12 protein-coding genes and 2 pseudogenes are annotated in these 17,916 nt (G+C 67.4%); 4 read left to right on the plus strand and 10 right to left on the minus strand.

All coding sequences use genetic code 11. The annotated features are described in order from the left end of the window. Nucleotides 1-19: 19 nt before the first annotated feature. Genes ABIA36_RS05360 through ABIA36_RS05375 form a run of 4 tightly spaced genes read right to left on the minus strand, consistent with a single transcriptional unit; the run spans nucleotide 20 to nucleotide 5,245 of the window. Nucleotides 20-2,158 (minus strand): alpha-galactosidase, encoded by a 2,139-nt coding sequence (locus tag ABIA36_RS05360; protein ID WP_369961244.1) that lies wholly within the window; start codon nucleotides 2,156-2,158, stop codon nucleotides 20-22. A gap of 5 nt (nucleotides 2,159-2,163) precedes the next feature. Next, nucleotides 2,164-3,057 (minus strand): carbohydrate ABC transporter permease, encoded by an 894-nt coding sequence (locus ABIA36_RS05365; protein WP_369961245.1) that lies wholly within the window; start codon nucleotides 3,055-3,057, stop codon nucleotides 2,164-2,166. Then, nucleotides 3,054-3,959: a carbohydrate ABC transporter permease gene (locus ABIA36_RS05370; RefSeq protein WP_369961246.1), complete on the minus strand. Its 906-nt coding sequence runs from the start codon at nucleotides 3,957-3,959 to the stop codon at nucleotides 3,054-3,056. Before ABIA36_RS05370 ends, ABIA36_RS05365 begins: the two co-directional genes overlap by 4 nt. Then, on the minus strand, nucleotides 3,956-5,245 hold the full coding sequence (locus ABIA36_RS05375; RefSeq protein ID WP_369961247.1) for an ABC transporter substrate-binding protein: 1,290 nt from the start codon (nucleotides 5,243-5,245) through the stop codon (nucleotides 3,956-3,958). Before ABIA36_RS05375 ends, ABIA36_RS05370 begins: the two co-directional genes overlap by 4 nt. A gap of 188 nt (nucleotides 5,246-5,433) precedes the next feature. On the opposite strand from ABIA36_RS05375, the gene ABIA36_RS05380 reads away from it, so the two are divergent. Continuing rightward, a complete protein-coding gene (locus tag ABIA36_RS05380) occupies nucleotides 5,434-6,267 on the plus strand; it encodes an AraC family transcriptional regulator (protein WP_369962080.1) in 834 nt (277 codons plus the stop codon). Nucleotides 6,268-6,295: 28 nt separating this feature from the next. Here the strand turns inward: ABIA36_RS05380 and ABIA36_RS05385 are convergent, their stop codons facing one another. After that, nucleotides 6,296-9,679 carry a DUF5107 domain-containing protein gene (locus ABIA36_RS05385; RefSeq protein ID WP_369961248.1) on the minus strand — a complete coding sequence of 1,128 codons (3,384 nt, stop codon included), beginning with the start codon at nucleotides 9,677-9,679 and terminating at the stop codon, nucleotides 6,296-6,298. Nucleotides 9,680-10,549: 870 nt separating this feature from the next. Continuing rightward, nucleotides 10,550-11,110 (minus strand): annotated as a pseudogene (locus ABIA36_RS05390) (tyrosine-type recombinase/integrase); the annotation flags it as partial. A gap of 604 nt (nucleotides 11,111-11,714) precedes the next feature. Between ABIA36_RS05390 and ABIA36_RS05395 the strand changes: the two are divergent. Further along, on the plus strand, nucleotides 11,715-11,933 hold the full coding sequence (locus ABIA36_RS05395) for a hypothetical protein (RefSeq protein WP_369961249.1): 219 nt from the start codon (nucleotides 11,715-11,717) through the stop codon (nucleotides 11,931-11,933). Between the two features lie 109 nt (nucleotides 11,934-12,042). Here the strand turns inward: ABIA36_RS05395 and ABIA36_RS05400 are convergent, their stop codons facing one another. Together ABIA36_RS05400 and ABIA36_RS05405 are read right to left on the minus strand one after the other, a co-directional pair. Next, nucleotides 12,043-12,411, minus strand: coding sequence for a PucR family transcriptional regulator (locus ABIA36_RS05400; protein ID WP_369961250.1), 369 nt, complete (start codon nucleotides 12,409-12,411; stop codon nucleotides 12,043-12,045). 175 nt (nucleotides 12,412-12,586) lie between these two features. After that, entirely contained in the window at nucleotides 12,587-13,207 is a 621-nt protein-coding gene (locus ABIA36_RS05405; RefSeq protein ID WP_369961251.1) for a TetR/AcrR family transcriptional regulator, read from the minus strand. A gap of 82 nt (nucleotides 13,208-13,289) precedes the next feature. On the opposite strand from ABIA36_RS05405, the gene ABIA36_RS05410 reads away from it, so the two are divergent. Further along, a complete protein-coding gene (locus ABIA36_RS05410; RefSeq protein ID WP_369961252.1) occupies nucleotides 13,290-14,156 on the plus strand; it encodes a carbon-nitrogen hydrolase family protein in 867 nt (288 codons plus the stop codon). A gap of 62 nt (nucleotides 14,157-14,218) precedes the next feature. Continuing rightward, on the plus strand, nucleotides 14,219-15,547 hold the full coding sequence (locus tag ABIA36_RS05415; protein ID WP_369961254.1) for an APC family permease: 1,329 nt from the start codon (nucleotides 14,219-14,221) through the stop codon (nucleotides 15,545-15,547). Nucleotides 15,548-15,791: 244 nt separating this feature from the next. Here ABIA36_RS05415 and ABIA36_RS05420 read toward each other — a convergent pair whose 3' ends face one another. Further along, nucleotides 15,792-16,091, minus strand: coding sequence for a hypothetical protein (locus ABIA36_RS05420; RefSeq protein ID WP_369961255.1), 300 nt, complete (start codon nucleotides 16,089-16,091; stop codon nucleotides 15,792-15,794). Between the two features lie 734 nt (nucleotides 16,092-16,825). Then, nucleotides 16,826-17,829 (minus strand): annotated as a pseudogene (locus ABIA36_RS05425) (IS110 family transposase). Between the last annotated feature and the right edge of the window lie 87 nt (nucleotides 17,830-17,916).

Consider the following 17,916-nt stretch of genomic DNA (forward strand, 5'->3'; position numbering starts at 1 on the left):
CCGAGAGAGGGGGACCGGCTCAGACGGCGCGGACATGCAGCAGGACGGACCGGTCCGGGTCGAGCGAGGGCAGCTCGATCCCGACCAGCCGGAGAACGCGCCCGCTGAGCACCGCGCCGTCGGCGAGCCACGGCGGCTGTTCTTCGCCCAGCCGCTCCCCGGCGGGGAACACCGGGCGCACCTGGTAGACCAGCGAATCGTCCAGACCGGGGAGGCCGGCACGACCGACCGGCCAGGTGCGCGGCCGTTCGGTGAGCGAGTACGCGTAGAGCGCTTCCGCCCGGTCGGACGCGACCACGCCTTCCAGCCGCGCGGCGGCCTCGGACAGGTCCGCGTGCACGACGGTGCCCGAGTGCAGCAGCGCTCGGTGCTCCTTGTGGAAGGCGATCCAGTCCATCAGTTCGCGCTTGGTCTCGTCGGATTCGGTCAGCAGGTCGAGCTCGACGCCGAGGTGGCCCCAGACCGCCTTCTCCGCGCGGTACGACAGCGGGTGGCTGCGGTGAGTGGTGTGCGACTCCCCCGCGCCGATGTGGGTGCCCTGCACCTCCGGCGGGACGAGGAGGCCGGTCCAGCGCTGGATCTCCAGACGCTCGTGCGGGTCGTTGCAGTCGCTCGGCCAGACGCGCTGGGTGCGCTCCAGCACCCCTAGGTCGATCCGGCCGCCGCCGCTCGCGCACGACTCGATCTCCAGCCCGGGATGCCGGCGGTGCAGCTCGTCCATGAGCCGGTAGACGGCGAGGGTCTGCGCCCTCAGGCCCGGCCGTCCGGTAGGCGTGTGGCCCGCGTCGAGCAGGTAGCGGTTGTGGTCCCACTTCACGTAGGCGATGCCGACCTCGTCGATGAGCACGCTCAGGCGGTCGAGTACGTACGCGTAGGCCTCGGGATGCCCCAGGTCGAGGACGTGCTGCTGCCGCGACGGGAGGCCGGGCCCGTGACCGGCGTCGAAGATCCACTCGGGGTGCTCGGCGGCGAGCCGCGAGTCGAGGTTGATCATCTCGGGCTCGAACCAGAGGCCGAAGTCCATGCCCAGCGCCCGGACGCGCTCGGCGATCGGCCTCAGGCCGTCAGGCCAGCGCTCGGGGTCGACGTCCCAGTCCCCGAGGGAGGTGGTGTCGTCGCGGCGGCCGGTGAACCAGCCGTCGTCGATCACGAACCGCTCCGCCCCGATGGCGGCGGCCTCCTCCGCGAACCGGGTGAGCGCGGCGGGGTCGTGGTCGAAGTAGACGGCCTCCCAGGTGTTGACGAGCACGGGCCGCGGGCCGGCCGGGTATCCCGGGGACGCGCGCAGGTGCCGGTGGAAGCGCGCGGCCAGCTCGTCCAGCCCGTCGCCCCAGGATCCGTACTGCCACGGCGTCACGTACTCGTCGCCCGGGGCGAGCTCGACCTCGGCAGCCGCGAGGCCCTCCACGGCCGAGAGCCGCCGGGTGTTCGCGGGGGTGCGCTCGGCTGCGAGGGTCTGGTTGCCGCTCCAGCCGAGGTGGGTCGCCCACACCTTCCCCGAGCGGAAGCCGAAGCCGTGCTCGCCGGCAGCGAGCAGGAGGGTGTGCTCCAGCCCCGGCTTGCCGCCGCGGGAGGTGCGCACCCACTCGCCGACGTCGAAAGCGCGGCGCTGCGGCACCCGCTCCAACGCCCACCGCCCGGTGAGATCGAGCACCTCCTCCGCCTCCGCGGGGACGGGCAGCGCGAGTTCGAGGCCGTCGACACGGAACACGTCGCCGGTGTCGTTTCGCAGCCGGGCGCGCTGGCGGACGAGTCCGCTCGCCTCCAGCACCGAGAGCTCCAGAGTCAGGGAGAGCCCGTACGACTCGTCGATGGCCGACACCGTCAGCGTCACGCCGTCGGCGGACGCGACGACGTCCGCCGCCGCGACGAGGAACAACGGCGCCCACCGGCGCCCCGCCGAGTCCCCGACCAGCCCGGGCCGGCCGAGCCAGCCCTCCGGCAACTGCGCGAGCACGGGCACCGGCTGCGGGTAGGTGACGAGGCTGTCCCTGATCGCCGGCCGGCCCGTGCGCGCGATCGCGTCCAGCTCCTCCGCGCCCAGGCCGCCGAGGTCGTCGCCCCAGTGCAGGATTCGCGGCAGGCGGCCGTCGTCGAGGAGGATCACGACGCTCGTGCCTCCCGCGCGCAGGTGGACCAGGTCCGTGTCGACGTGCATGTGTTCTATTTCACCGATCCGAGGGCGAGGCCCCCGATGAAGCTGCGCTGGAAGAGCAGGAAGACGATGGTGGAGGGGACGGCGGCGACGACCGTGGCGGCCGCGATGACCGACCAGCTCGAGACATACTCGCCCTGAAGCGACAGGACGGCCGCGGTGATCGGGAGCTTCTCCGACGTCTGCAGGAGGGTGATCGACCAGAGCAGGTCGTTGAACACCCACGTGAACGACAGTGCCCCCAGGGCGGCGAGCGCCGGCCGGGTCAGCGGCAGGATGACCCGAAGGAAGATCCGGGTCGTGCCGGCGCCGTCCAGCGTCGCGGCCTCCTGCAACTCGTGCGGGATGGTGCGCATGAAGCCGTAGAGCACGAACGTGTAGAAGCCGATGCCGAAGGCGACCTGGACGGCGACCAGCGCGCCGAGGGTGTCGTAGACGTTGAGCTGCTGAGTGAGGCGCGCCACGGGGATGAGCAGCATCTGCACGGGCAGCAGGTTGCCCGCGAGCATCGTGAGCAGAATGGTTCGGCGCAGCGGCACTTTGTACCGGCTGAGCCCGAACGCGGCGGCGGCCGAGAAGAGCAGCGTGAGGATCACGGTCGGGATGGTCACGATCATGCTGTTGACCAGCGCCTGGAAGAGGCCGCCCTGGTTCCACGCCTGCACGTAGGTGGCGAGCGTGAAGGTGTGCGGGAGGCTGGCGATGCCGTTGGCCGAGATGTCGTCGAACGTGCGGAACGAGGTGATCACCACGACCAGGATCGGCGCGAACCACGCCAGCGAGATCAGGATGCCGCTGGTGTGGAAGCCGACCGTCGCGGCGGTCTTGCGGCGGCTGCGGCGGCGGACCGCTGTCACGGGTCGCGCGCCGGCGGTGCGGGTCCGGGCTGCGGTCGCGGTCATGACTCCTTCTCCTCGGAGAGCGCGCGGACGAGATACGACACGATGACGGCGATCGCAAGGATGAAGATCACGACCGCGATGGCGGAGGCGTAGCCCAGCGCATGGGAGCCGAACGCCGTGGAGAACATGTATGTGCTCAACAGCTCGGTGGAGTGGTAGGGGCCGCCTCGCGTCATCGCCCAGACGATGTCGAACGAGCGCAGCGAGTCGATGATGAGCACCGACAGCACGACGAGGTTGACGCTGCGCAGCTGCGGCATGGTCACGTGCCAGAAGCGCTGCCAACCGCTGGCGCCGTCGACGCGGGCGGCCTCCTGTACCGCGGGGTCGAGAGCCTTCAGCCCGGCGATGAAGAGCACCATGACGTACCCGATCTCGCGCCACAGGGCGGCGACGATGACCGCGTAGAGCGCGGTGCTCGAGTCGCCGAGCCAGACGTGCGTCCAGCTGTGCAGCCCGACGGCGTCGAGAACATTGTTCAGCACGCCATTAGGTTGGAAGAACGCCCCCCAGATCAGCGCGGTGACGACCAGCGAGAAAACGATCGGGAGGAACAGCGCGGTGCGGTAGATGCCCACCCCGCGACGCTCCGACTGGAAAAGCAGGGCGACGCCGAGCCCGGCGGCGAACGAAATGCCGCCGAAGAGCACGATCCAGATCGCAGTGTTCTTAACGGCGGTGAGGAAGATCGGGTCCGCGAAAAGGTCGACGTAGTTCTTCACACCTACCGGGGTGGCCGGCCCGATGCCGTTCCAGTGCAGGAACGAGAGACTGACGCCCTGGAATGCCGGCCAGAACACGCCGACGGCCTCCACGAGGAACGGGATGAGGACGAGGGCGAACACGATCGGCGGCGGGATGGAGATCCGCCGCCGACCGCGAACGGTGGTGAGAGTGGTCACGAAGTCGCCCGGATCTTCGCAGACGCCGCGTCCCAGTCCTTCAGGATCTGGTCGAGGTTCTCCGGATGGGCGATGAAACTGGTCAGCGCGGTGTCCGCCGGGGTCTGCTGGGGGTCGCCCGCATCACGGTTGTAGAACTGCGTGACCGCTTTGGCCGACTCCAGCATGGCCTTGCCCTGCGTGGACAGCGCGTCGAGGTTCAGCGTCGCCTTCGAACTGGCCGGCAGGTAGGTGCCCTGCTGGCTGGCCGCGAGGTCGGACTGGGCCTGCGGGCTGGCGACGTAGTCCAGGAACTTCTTGGTCAGGTTCGGCTTGTTCGTCTTCACGCTGGCGATGAACCCGTCGGTGGGACCCTCCTCGGCGACCGGCACCGAGGGGTCGATCGTCGGGAACTGGAAGAACCCGAGGTCGCTCTGCTTGTCGGCGGGCACCGAGGGCTGCGCCCATGCGCCGAGCAGATACATGGCGACCTTGCCCTGCGAGAAGTCGCTCATCGCCTGGTTCTGCGTGGTGCCGAGCACCGCGGGGTCGAAGTACGGCAGCACCTGCTTGAATGCCGCCATCACCTTGCGCACCTGCGGGCTGTCGTACTTCTCCTTGCCCGAGAGCAGCTTCAGGTGGAAGTCCGCTCCGTTGATTCGGAGGTCAAGGTAGTCGAACCACGCCGAGGCGAGCCACGCGTTGTCGCTGAGGCCCGCGGTGAACGGCGTCACCCCCTGGCCCTTGATCTTGGCGGCGTCGGCGAGGAACTCGTCCCAGGTCTTCGGCGGGGTGATGCCGAGCTTCTGGAAGTCGCTCTTGAAGTAGTAGACGCCCCACCAGTAGTAGCCGGTCGGCACGAAGACCTGCTTGCCGGAGGAGTCCTGGCTCAGGCTCTTCAGCGAGGCGGGGAAGTCGCTGCCGTGGTCCTTCCACACGCTGGACAGGTCGAGCAGGAGGTGCTGGTCGGCGAAGTCGCGCGTGGCCTGACCGGCGTACCAGGTGTACACGTCCGGCGGGTTCTTGGCGGTGAGGTACGAGGGGAGCTGCTGGTTGAAGGTGGTGGTCGGGATGGTGTTCACCTTGACCTGGCCTTCGCCCTTGGCGTTGAAGTCCTTGACGAGCTTGTCCAGGCCGCCCTTCTCCGCGTCTGTGAAGCGGGACTGCAGGATCAGGGGTCCGGAGGCGTCCGGCCCGCTCTTGGCCTGCTGCGCTTCACCCGACGTGGAGACACAGCCCGCGAGCAGCGCCGTCGCGGCGACGGCGCTGCCGAGCGCCGTCAGCCATCGGGAGGTCTTTCGGGTCATCTTCGACTCCATTTCGTGGGGGTGATCGCGAGGGGGTCGGTCAGAGGAGAATCCTATGTCCGACGACATCAACGCTAGGTCCGTCTCCGGTGGCGCCGTAGCAGAATCCTTCGACGTATCTGGACATTTCGATGACGGTGACGCAGAATCGTCCGGTGCTCATCCCCGATGGATTCCCCGGCCAGCGCATGCTGGTCCTCCCCCGGCCGCGCGTCCGCGAATTCCTTCAGCAGCCCGGAACAACGCGACTCGTCGTGACGGACAGTGGCTATTTCCCGAAAGCCGACTCGCACGGACGCCGCCGGACCACGCCGATCGCGCAAGCCATCGTGATCGCATGCGTCGACGGATCGGGCTGGTGCGAGACCGAAGCTGGACGATTCCCCGTGCACCAGGGACAGGTCGTGGTGATCCCGCCGCGGCAGCCGCACGCCTACGGCGCCGACGCGGACAACCCGTGGACGCTGTGGTGGTTCCATGCCGCGGGCCCCGATGTGGAGCCGTTCCTGGCCGCGGCGGGGATGACCGCGGAGAACCCGGTCCGACGGCCCAGGGACCTCTACCCGGTCGTCTCGCTGATGTCGGAGGTACTGGCGTGGACGGAGCGGGACAGCACGACGACGAGCCTCAACGCGGCGGCCGGCGCCGCCTGGCACGCTCTCACGCTGCTGGCCTCCGAGCGGTCGCGGACCGACGAGGCTGGCGACGTGATCGACCACGCGACCGAGTACCTGCGCGCTCACATCGCCGACCGGGTTACCGTCCCCGAGCTCGCCGCCATGGCGTCGCTGAGCACGTCGCACTTCAGCGCGCTGTTCAAGCGGCACGTCGGATACCCCGTGCTCCAGTACCAGACAATGCTTCGGATGTCGCGGGCGCGGGAGCTGCTGGACACCACCTCCGCCACGGTGGCCGCCATCGCGGCGGAGGTCGGGTATCCGGACTCGTTCTACTTCGCCCGCCAATTCAAGAAGGTGCACGGCATGACGGCGCGCGAGTACCGGGAGCAGCACAAGGGCTGATCCCGGCACGGGGCCACGGCTTGACCGCTCAGTTGACGTATGTGCTCTCCGCCTCGGCGAGCAGTTCGCGCACCAGCGGCGCGGCCGGATCGCGTTCCGCGCTCTCCGCGAGGAGGGCGCCGGCCCGGGCCGATTCCCCGTTCAGGAGCGCCAGCTCGGCGTCCATGACCGCGACCAGGTCGCGGTGCGACTGCTCCACGTCCTCGCGGAAGATGAGCATGGACGGTAGGGAGGTCGCGAAGTAGTCGATCGCGGGCCGCGTCCTGCGTGCGGACTCGATGTAGTCGGCGAACTCCGCCGAGAGCCTTTCGGCGCGCTCCTGATCGCCGAGCCGTCGCGCGGCGAGCACCGAATAGTACGTCATCGGGGAGTGCGGCACGGCCGACATGGTCGCGAAGTCGCCTGCGCTGCTCGCCGCCGTCCTCCAGGCCGCCTCGGCCTCAGCCGTGCGACCGGCCGCTTGGTTGGCGTCGCCGAAGGCGAGGAGGAGGTCGGATCGGTTGGCCAGCGGGTGCGGAGCCTCTCCGAGGCTCGCGGGCACCTCGATAGCCGTCGCCAGGGCCGATACCGCCCTGTCCGGGTCGCCGAGCGCCAGGGCCTCGGCCGCCTCCGCGCGCCGTGCTAGCGTCCAGACGCGGATCACCTCGCCCTCGCCGCCCTCCCACGGGCTGAACCGGCGCGACGAGAGCAGGGCGATCGCGTCCTCGTGCCGCCCGACGAGCACCAAGAGTTCGGCGTAGGCCAGCGCCAGGTCGTCGCGTTCGGCGATGAGCTCGCCGGCGTCCGCCAGCGCGTCCAAACGCTCCTGCGGGCTGGCGGCCACCCGGCGGGCGAGCTGGTCGGCCTCGTAGCGCAACTTCGCGTCGGCCGGCGCAGTCTCGACCGCGAGCCGGTAGCGGCGGACCGCCTCGTCGGGCCGGCCCTGGAAGTTGTAGGCGGCGAGGCCGAGGCCGCGCTGCGCGACCGCGTCGCGCGGCTCCTGGTCCACCGCGTGCTCCAGGTGCGCGATGGCCTCGTCGTAGCGCCGGTGGAAGTAGAGCCAGTGACCGAGGAGCGCGTGCGCGCGGGCGTCTCCGCTGCGTGCGATGCGCCGCTCGAGCAGCCGGGCGTCGTCCCTGCCGCCAGCGAAGCACCGGTCGGCCGAGACGTCGCGCGCGGCCTGGAGTGCCGCCGCGGCCTCCGCCGGGCGCCCGAGCGCGTCGAGCAGTTCGGTGCGGGCGTAGTGGATGAGGGCGAGCGGGTCTCCCGCGCTGGGAACCGGACGGCGCTCCGCCGCCCCGGCCGCCGCGTCGAGCACGCGCAACGCGTCGGAGTCGAGCCCCAGGCTGCGGTACTCGCCCGCGAGGTCGCGGAGCGTTCCGGCGTCCGTGTCGGGCACGACGCCGGTCAGGTCGTTCAACCAGGCGTCCAGCGCGTCCAGTGCGCGCGCGGCGGCGAGCACCTGCTCCGCCTCGCCGCTCCGATCCAGCCGCCGCAGGGCGATCACCCGGATCGCGGCCGCCTGGAGCTGATCGGCGTCGAGGCGAGCGGCCTGGTCGGCGTGCCCGAGCGCGTCGGGCCAGCGTCCGGCGCGGGCGGCGACGCGGGAGCGGGCGAGCGCCGACGCGGCGCGCCACGCGTAGGTCCAGGCTGCCTTGGCGAAGGCGTCGTCGGCCTCGGCGTCGCGACCGGTCTCCGCCAGCACGACGCCGAGCAGGTACGAGGCCTCGCCGTCGGCGGGGTTCGGGTTCCTGCGCGTCTGTCGCCGGAGCGCGGAGCGCAGGTGCGCCTCCGCCTCGGCGAGGCGCCCCGCCGTGAGCCGGGCCGACGCGACAGCGATGTTGGACCGGGAGTCGCCGGGATCGCGTCGCAGCGCCTCCTGCCAGTACGGCTCGGGGGACCGCGTCGCGTGCCGGTACTGGGCGAGGTGGACGCCGGTGAGGTAGAGCTCCTCGACCGAGTCGATCTCGGCTGGCGCGGGGGGCTCCGTCGCCGTCTCGAAGCCGTCGGCTGCCGCGTCCCGGTGTCGCGTGGTGGCTCGCAGCAGTTCGATGCCGTCCGCCTCCGCGATCAGGTCGAGGTCGCTGTCCGTGGAGAGCGGAACCCGCGTGCGGAACGGACGTCCCGGCGCGGCATCCACCCGATGCCGCCAGATCACGGCGCCGACGCCGTCGACCAGCAGAAGCTCGATCCCCTCGTGCACGCGCGTAGCGGCGAGGCCGACGTCCGCGATCCGGTCCGAGCCGCCCTCAAGGGCGAGGCTCAGCCCGATTTCCGTCGACGCCTGGGTCAGGGGGCCGATGCCGTGGTACGGGAACCAGAACTGGCTGAAGGTCTTGGTCTCTCCCGGCGCCAGGTACGAGAAGTCGGGTTGGTTGTCGGTGTATACGCCGGCCATCAGCTCCACGTACGCGCCGCGGTCGTCGCTGAGGTTCGCATCCCAGGCCCAGCCGAACGGTGCATTCCCCCACGTCCACTGCTTCTTGCCCGGGGCGATGTGGTGGTCGGCGACGTGCGCGAAGCCGAGCCCCGCCGCGTGGTCGTAGCCGCCGAAGAAGTCGTCGGCGCTGGCGACGCACATGTATGAGGTCGGCACCGGGATGTTGCGGTACCAGTCGATGCGGTCGGCGTCGTCCGCGATGAATTCGGGGCTGTCGGGATCGGCTCGTGCGGCGTAGTCGATGCCATAGTACGGACGGTCGGCGCGCGGGAACGCCGTCGCTGCGCGCTTAGCGTGATCGGCGACCACGTGCACGTCGGTCGGGAAGAACGACTGGTAATCGTCGTGCACCCGCACGGCGACGTTCGCCCACCAGAGGAAGGTCTGGGTCGTGTCGGTGCGGTTGAACAGGCGCACCCGTGCCTCCAGCACCGCGCTGCCCGGCCGCAGCCGGATGCCGTGCATCCCCTTCATTCGGGCGAACGGATCGTGGTCGGAGCACCAGACGGTGATCGACCCGTCGTCCTCCCGCTCGATCGTCCAGTCCATCGGGAGGAAGGTCGCCGGACGGTGGTGCTGCGGCCAGTTGAACTCGATACCCCCGGAGATCCACGGGCCCGCTAGCCCGACGAGCGCCGGCTTGATGACGTCGTTGCGATAAAAGAAGTCGTGCCCTGTCGTCTTGTCCACCGCGATGTGGACGCGTCCGCCGAGTTCCGGCAGGATCACCAGGCGAAGGTACTCGTTCTCGAGGTGGACGGCCCGCCAGGTGCGCAGCGTCGCGTCGTGACTGACCGACTCGATGAACGGCAGCGGGTACACCCGGCCCGACGACCCCTGATACACGCGCGACTCCAGGAACGCCGGGAGCCGCCCGGGCTCTCCCGGTTCGTACGTGGGCAGCTCGACCGGCTCGCTCCAGGCGGCAACGGCCTCGTCACGCTGGCTCTCCGGCACGGGCGGAAGGGGGAACGGGCGGTGCAAATCGGACATATTCAGGACCCTAGAGGGACCCCAGCGGCCTGAGAATATGCGTTCCCACGCCTTACCTGGACGATCCGACGGCTCAATGCCAAATCACATCCGCCAGCTGTGCCGGATTACCCGAAGTTGCGTCAGCTTCAGGAACCTGGGCACCGCGCGAGCCTTCAGCAGGAGAGCGCTCATTCCGTCGATCGGGTTGCTGGACTCGCGGTATGCGTGGAATCTCAGTTCAATGATTGCCGTGCTCGAAGTCTTCGGACCGACGCGCGTGCTAGTCGTCAAGGTCCCACATCTAATCAAATGGGGAAGTCTCAGATTTCGGGGACAGTCCTGGGCAGCATGATCGCGTCTTGGGATGCGCTGCCATCCTTCGGAAATATCTCGTACGACGAGCGGCAAACGGCCGGCTGCGTTCTCGATGGTGGTCATTGTCCCTCTTAGTTCGGTGGATACATCCGCACCTACCACGCCGCGAAGGATCTCCTGGACGTGCGACACCGGCTGGTAAACGAGCATTTGGCAACGGTTTGCCAAGGATTAGGGATCGTGCGTGCGCACCGTGTAGGGTGCCACGTTGGGGCACTCCGGTGCCTTCGCCGACCTGCTTCTTCGGGTGAAAAGGGTCGGCCAACGCGGCCGTCTCCGCCCCCCTGGAGCCGGCCGAAATTGCGCCCCTCTTCTTCGGGTGAAGAGGGTCGCGCGGGGAGCCACCGCTACGGGTCGGCTCCCCTCCTAAGATCACTTCGGGGGCACTTCCGCCGACGCCGAAAACGACAACGCGCCAGGATGGAGGCCCTCATGACGAGCCACGACGCTCACCGCGGGGCCGCTGGTGCCGAGAGCGCCCCACTCTGTCCACACTGCGGCTTCCGCATGTGCTCAGCGCCCAACCCCCATTACGGCGTAGGCCTGTCGGTTCACGAGTTCTTCTACGACTGCCCGAACTGCGCGCTGGTGACCTTCCCGCCAAAAGAGGCCCCGCGGCAGGAGGAGAAACCCGGCTCCGCTGTCAGCTTCTGGTCTCGGGTATCGCGGCTGCTTCGCCGCAGTGGACCGCGATACCTCGAGTAGCGCCCGGGTCCCGACGCGACGCACTCCCTCTCGGACTTCACGATGTCCTCGACAAAGAATGAGTGGCGCCCCGAATGTCATCACCACCAAGAGAAGGCCGCGAGGCGACCATCTGCCCGCAGTGCGGCAAGGCGGCGTGGATCGTGGCAAACCCCTACTACGACGTCGGCCTCGCCGTGCACGAGCACCTGAAACGTCGAGAGTCATGGCTGCGGAGGCGTGACCGAGCATGCGCTGGACCGACTTCACGTTTACTCCCGCCGAAACGGCGAGCGACGCAGCAGTGTGCCGAAAGTCGTGGGGCGTGAGGCGTGGAAGCGCGTCGTCCTTTTCCATACAGCGGGCGACCGCCGCATTGAGACCCAATTGCGGAAGTTCCCAGCCCTCAAGACGCCGCCGTCGGCACCGGTGAAAACCGGTTCCTCAGGATCGCGTCCCTCACAACGTGCCATCAGCGGACTCGTCAACAGTTCTGGAAATGGCACCGACCGGCGTTCGTGATTCTTCGGCGTCCCCCAGACGATCACTCCCCGCGGTTCGGAAACCGCCCTAGCCACATCAAGCCGCCGCCGAGCGAAGTCGACACGATTGATCCGCAAGCCAGCCATCTCACCCCACCGCAGTCAGGTGTAGGCGAGGAAGAATACAACGTCACCCTGAGCACCACACTCAGCAGCCAGCGATCGTACCTGTGCATGCGTGAGGTAACCGTGTTCGCGCGAGTTAAGTCGTGGCAACTGATTGCCATCAGAAGGATTGAGAGTGATGCACCCATCGCGGATCGCATACTTCAAGACTCCCGCGAGCACGAGATGGATCTACCGCACCATGGACGGGCCCAGGCCGGTCGATAGCTCTCCTACACAGGCTTGAACGTCGCTGTGACGCACGTCCACCAACCGGATGCTCCCCCATCGGGGAAGCACATACTTGTCCAAGTGGACCATTAGAGAGCCAGGAAAGAGGTGGCGAAATGGCCACCACAGATAATCCCCACGACGACGCCGTCAGCATCGCGGGATGGGACACAGACGGTGGACACGCTGAACGCGAGCCCGACCCGGAACGCGATGCCCGCGACCAGCGATGGGTGGACGCTGTAGCTGCGCATTGGCACGCAAGCACCTACACGCCCGAAACACAACATCGCGCAGACATCGAACACGACAACAAGTCCAACACAGCCGTCTGAATCATGCGGCGCCCTTCAACGCCCGTTTGATCCAGGATGCGCAGAACGCGTTCATCTGTGGGGAATGACTTTCCCTTCTCGATGCCGAGTTGCGCGAGGGATCACTGCTTCAGGCGGGCTTGGGCTGATCGGCTCCGCCGAGGTTGTCGTGGAGTGCTGCCCGTGCCCGCACGGCGATGTGTAGCTTCAAGCGCGATTCGGGGTCGTTGAGGTCGCGGCCGCTCACGTCGCGGATCCGGCTGAGGCGATCACGCAGTGTGCTCGCGTGGATGATGAGTACTGCCGAGGTGTGGTCGTAGTTTCCGCTGGAGTCGAGATACACGGCGAGGGTGCGGACGAGTTCGGAGCGATGCTGTCGGTCGCTCACGCAGCGTTCGAGCCTCACCCCATCGTAAGAGGTGTCGAGGATGCGGAGCAGGCCGAGGTCGTCGTGATTCGAAAGTCCCCGCGGCTGCCGGGATTCGGTCCGGATCCGCATAGCCCTGCTCGCATCCGCTGAACTCGGGATTGCGAGCGGGGTCGATCACATACTGATGTTTCTCCGTGACCAACGACGAAGCGAATGGCCGATGAATTTGATCCCGCACCTCAGCGGAAGAGTCGCCAGAATCGGTGCCGGTCCATCGGCACGGCCTACGGCATGGAGAGGGATCTCATCGCGTCGAGCCTGTTGCTGTAATGTCGGCGCCGAGGAGCGTTCCGGCCGCGGTCGAGATCGTCACCAAGGCGTCCTGGGGGCTGAGGGCGCCTCGGATGATGTGGGAGGACAACCCGTCCTCGATGGCGAGCAGCACCCTGGCGACGTGCGCGGCATCCGGCTTCGGGGTGAACAGCCCCGCGTCGGCGCCCTCGCGGATCACGCTCTCGAAGAGATTTATCTGGGCCCGGATGAATTCGTCTTCCGTGCGGTCGAACTCGTGGTTCCGGGTGCTCAACGCGGCGATCTCGATCAGCAACACCGTGGCGTCGAAGGAGGGCTCGCCCTGGATCGCGATGCCGAGCCGGAGACATTCTCGGAGCTTGGCGACCGGGTCGGCGCAGGCGTCGACGCGCGCCCGCCTGGCAGTGATGTACTCGGCCACGGCAATCTTGATCGTCTCTGCATAGAGGTCGACGAGGTTGGGGTAGTAGTACGACACTGATGCGGGAGTGAGGTCAGCCGCCTCGGCGATGTCAGTGAGGCGCGCTCCTGCGGCGCCGCGCTCGATGAGCAATCGGGTGGTCACGGCAACGAGCTGGGCCCGACGCTGGGCCTGGTTCTTCGGTCGCGCCATCCCCCTATTCTCCCATGACAGTTGACAGGCACACGGCTGCCGTTGATTATTTAATCAATTCTTCTTTAATGAATGGGATTCTATGACGCAGCAACTCGTCGTTGCCCTTGTGCAGGCGGCAGCCGAACCGGCCTTCGATGTCGACCGTTTCGGAGACCGCCTGACCGATCTAGTCGCGCAGCTGCCGACCGCGAGACTCTGGGTGCTGCCCGAGTTGCACCTGGAGCCTGCAGCCGTCCACGGCGACCTGGTCGCGAACTCGCACGCCATCGACGACCCTGAGCTCGCCAAGCTCGGGGCGATCGCCCGCCGCCTTGGGATTTGGCTCGTGCCCGGCACGATCTACGAGCATGGCGAGGACGGCCGGGTCTACAACACCGCGCTGGTGTTCTCCCCCGACGGGGAACGCATCTCGACGTACCGCAAGATCTTCCCCTGGCGCCCTGCCGAGCAGACGGCCCCAGGCGACCGCTTCGAGGTCTTCGAGCTTCCGGGCCATGGCCGCATCGGGATCTCCATCTGCTACGACATCTGGTTCCCCGAGCACACGAGACATCTCGCCTGGCTCGGAGCCGACCTCGTACTCAACCTCGTGCAGACCGCGACGTCTGATCGCGAGCAGGAGCTCCACATCGTGCGAGGAAACGCGATCATGAATCAAGTGTGGATCGCGTCGGTGAACGCAGCTGCTCCGACCGGCCGCGGCCGATCACTGATCGTCGACCCCGACGGCGCCATCCGGTCGAGTTCTCCGGACTCTTCCGAGGAGGTGCTCACCGCTGTCGTGGACCTGGGGGCAACCGCGCGCACGCGCGAACACGGCACCGCGGGAGTCTCGCGACCGTGGGCGCAATTCCGCGACAGTGACACCCCCATCCCGCTCCCCCTCTACGACGGACGAATCACCCCGTCGACCTGGCCACCCCGTTCAAAGGAGAACACACGATGACCGAAGCTGCACCCGCCTCACCCACCACGCGCACCCTGCTTCCCCGACTAGGGCTGGCCGGCGTGATCTTCTTCGGGTTGGCCTACATGGCCCCCGGCATCGTCACGTCGACGTTCGGCGTGATCTCATCGGAGAGCGGCGGCGTCGCCCCGACCGCATATCTCGTGGCGACATTCGCGATGGGACTCACTGCGATCTCGTACGCGGTTCTTGCGCGCAACTATCCGAACTCGGGATCGTCGTACACGTACGTCGGCGAAATTCTCGGGCGCCATCTGGGGTTCTTCGCCGGGTGGGTGATCCTGCTCGATTACCTGTTCCTGCCCATGGTGGCGTGGCTCATCCAGTCCATCTATCTGAACGCACAGTTCCCCGGCATCCCGCTCTGGGCGTGGGTGCTGATCAACATTGTGCCTACGACCGTTATCAACCTGCTCGGGATCAGTCTGGCCGACCGCGTGAACACCTGGCTGACGATCGTCGCGATGGGCATCCTGGTCGTCACCGCAGCGGTGATCGTCGGCTACCTCATCAGCGGATCGGCACCGGCCGGCGTTTCTGTGGCGCACACCTTCTGGAACCCTGGTACCTCCGTCCTGGCCGTTGGCACTGCAGCCGCCGTCGCCGCGTACTCCTTCCTCGGGTTCGATGCCGTCAGCACACTCAGTGAGGAAACCCGCAACGCCCGCCGGAACATCCCGCGCGGGATCATCCTCGTGGTGCTCATCGGCGGAGGCATCTTCGTGGCCATGTCGTTCCTCATGCAGCTGATGCACCCTGGTGCCCACTTCCACAATACGGACACCGCCGGATACACACTCACGGTGACCGCAGGCGGACTGACCTTCGCCAATATCACGAACCTCGTCGGCATCATCGCCGCTTTCGCATCAGGCCTGGCGATTCAGGCGACCTCGAGCCGGCTGCTCTACGTGATCGGTCGGGATGGTGTCCTGCCGCGCACCGTGTTCGGACGACTCAACGCGTTCCGTGTGCCCTGGGTGAACATCCTCATCATCGCCGTCATCGGACTCATCGGAATGCTGCTCGACATCGGCCAGGCCACAGCGCTCATCAACTTCGGCGCGTTCCTCGCGTTCACGCTGGTCAACCTGTCCTGCCTCGTCTGGGCATGGAAAACGCGCGCACGACGCGCGACCGGGCTCTCCCTGTTGATCGGCGCGGTCGCGGCATTGGGCATCCTCGTCGACCTCTTCCTCTTCTCGCAGCTCCAAGCGTCGGCGTTCCTGGTCGGCCTCGCTTGGCTTGCGCTCGGCGTGATCGTGCTGGCGATCGCCACGCGTGGGTTCCGCCGGCCGGTGCCGCGGCTCGAGAACGACACAGCCGTGGTCACGACCGAGCCCGAGGAGCCCGTCACGACGGCATCGTGAGCGGGGCCTGACAGCTCGCACGAAGGGGCGCAGCAGCACAATCGCTGCGCCCCTTCGGCGACCCAGCCTTGTGTGAGGGTCCATGACCGGCCCGACTACGGCTATCCGCTGACCGGTGTGGAGTCGCGCATGAGAAAGCGGCAGCTGATCGCGCGAACACCCTACTGCCATCCCCGTCATAGGAGGACCGCGGGCTCCCGCACGCGGTGGTGGAAGCCGGCGTCTGATCGGTCGCCGACTCTAGTCAGTCCGCCCCGTCAACAACAGGCCCACTAACACTGGCTGGCACAGGCACGGCAGCATGAGCGATCCGCTTGAGCTGGACGAAGGGGACACAGGCGGCCTCTGCCGTTATCGCCGCAAGCCGACCGATCACCGTGTGGGGATCCGCGGCGATCGCCCACCCATCGGTCGCATACCGGCTGACGATAGTCACGCACTCACGCTTCTCTTCGCGGCTCGGGCTGGGCGTGCCGACCACCCCGATCAGTCCGCCTTGCAGTTCCGAGTCCATGTTTCTGGTGTCGATGACGAATACCCGCATCACAATCACTCCCCTGCTCGATCGACCCTTATCTGGGCCGGTGTCAAATTGGTCTGCCGGGACGACTGATCAGGTGGGGGCGTTGGTGCTGTCCTGCTCCTGATCGTTTTTCTTGCCGTTCCGGCACAAAGATCGAGAGCGGGCGGAGGTAGCGCAGTGCCCGGAGGGAGCGGTTGCTAAGCGCAGGGAGCGCAGCGAGTGGAGTCTGCAAAAAGCGAGTGGAGCGAACGGAGCTGGTGGAGCTCGCTATGATCGGCTGCCGAATCGGAAAGAAAACCTAGAAGACAGCACGCCGGAGGCGTTCCATCCGACAAGGATTGCGCCGCCTCCGTGCGGCTCCATTTCCCCGGCAAGCACAGTCGCTACAGGCGGGCAGATCGATTATTCTTCCGGCCATGGAGGAGGCTCGGTTTCGCGACTGGGACGAGGGAACTCTCAGACGCCCGGATGGTGACAGCCGTATCGAGTTAATGCACACGGAGCAGCGCTTCCCGAAGAGGCTGCGACTACCGATCGACGACGACTGGGTAGAGGAGTTCGACCTGCTGGAGTGGGAGGACGATCGTCCCGTCTACCATTTCCGTGGATACACTCCGCGGGTCTGACAACCAGCCGTCCCGGGCGGCTCCCGGCTCGGGGCGACCAAGCCCCAGGCTACGGGCCGCACAAAACCTGCGTTATGCCCGCTCCGCCCTGCCGTCGCTGTTCCCGCCGTAGTCGGGCGGCCGACCCGACTAGATCATGACCGCGGTGAGTTGACGGAACAGTTGGCGAGCGATGTAGCGTTTGAGGGCGCGCCGGATCTCGCGCTTGCTCTTCCCCTCCGCCAGCCGCCTGGCCAAGTATTCGCGGGTCGAGGGATCGCAACTCAGACGGACCCGCGCGATGACATCCAACGCCCGATTTAGCTGCCGATCTCCGTGGCGGTTCAGCCGATGCCTGGTCGTGTTCCCGCTCGAGGCCTCCAGCGGCGCCGCGCCGGCCAGCGCAGCGAACGCCGCCTCGCTGCGCACACGGCCCTGATGTGAATAGGCGGTGACCAGAATGGCTCCGGTAAAGGCCCCGACTCCGAGCAGCTGCTGCAGCCCCGGCGCGAGTTCTTGAACGTGACTAGCCAGCCCGGCCAGGTTCTCCGCGAGTTGAAGCGTGAGCGCTTGGACGGAGACCGCGAGCCGGCGCGCTTCCTGCCGGATCGTCGCCATCGCAGCATCGTCAGCTGAGCCCAGCCTCGGGCGTTCATGCCGAGGTCGAAGCTGCGCAGCAAAGCCGTCAGCGCATTCCTCTCCGCGGTTCGCCTGCTATCCATCGCCTGCCGGGCAACCAGCAACACCCGCAGCGCCGCGCGCAGCCCATCCGATCTCGGTGTCGTCAGCCGTTCAACCTCCGATGCCAGCGCGGTCCGGGCCGCTGCAATGGCATCGATCCCGTCCGACTTACCACGATCGGCTCGATCCGCCCGCTTCGGCGGGCGGACATCACAGACATCGACGTCGGCAGCGATCAGCAAGCGCCGCAAGTTAGAGCCATAGGAACTCGCACCCTCGATCGCGACCAAGACGCGGCCCTTGGCCCGTCGCCGAATCCAGGCCAGCGCTCGGCTCAGGCCGTTCGCTGTCGTTGGGAATGTCGCCGAGTCGAGACGGCGACCAGTCCCTGCCTCCACCACGGCATAGGTGTGTGTTCGTGCATGCGTGTCAACGCCGACGACGTGGTCAAAGTGATCAGCCACGGAGCTCACTCCAGCGGTCCCCTTCCGTTCAAACCAACAACCCAGCTCGTCGGTCTGGAGGGTTTCGAGGCGGAACTCTAATGAGTCACGCAAGCC

This window comes from Leifsonia sp. EB34, assembly GCF_041260585.1.
Taxonomy (GTDB): domain Bacteria; phylum Actinomycetota; class Actinomycetes; order Actinomycetales; family Microbacteriaceae; genus Leifsonia.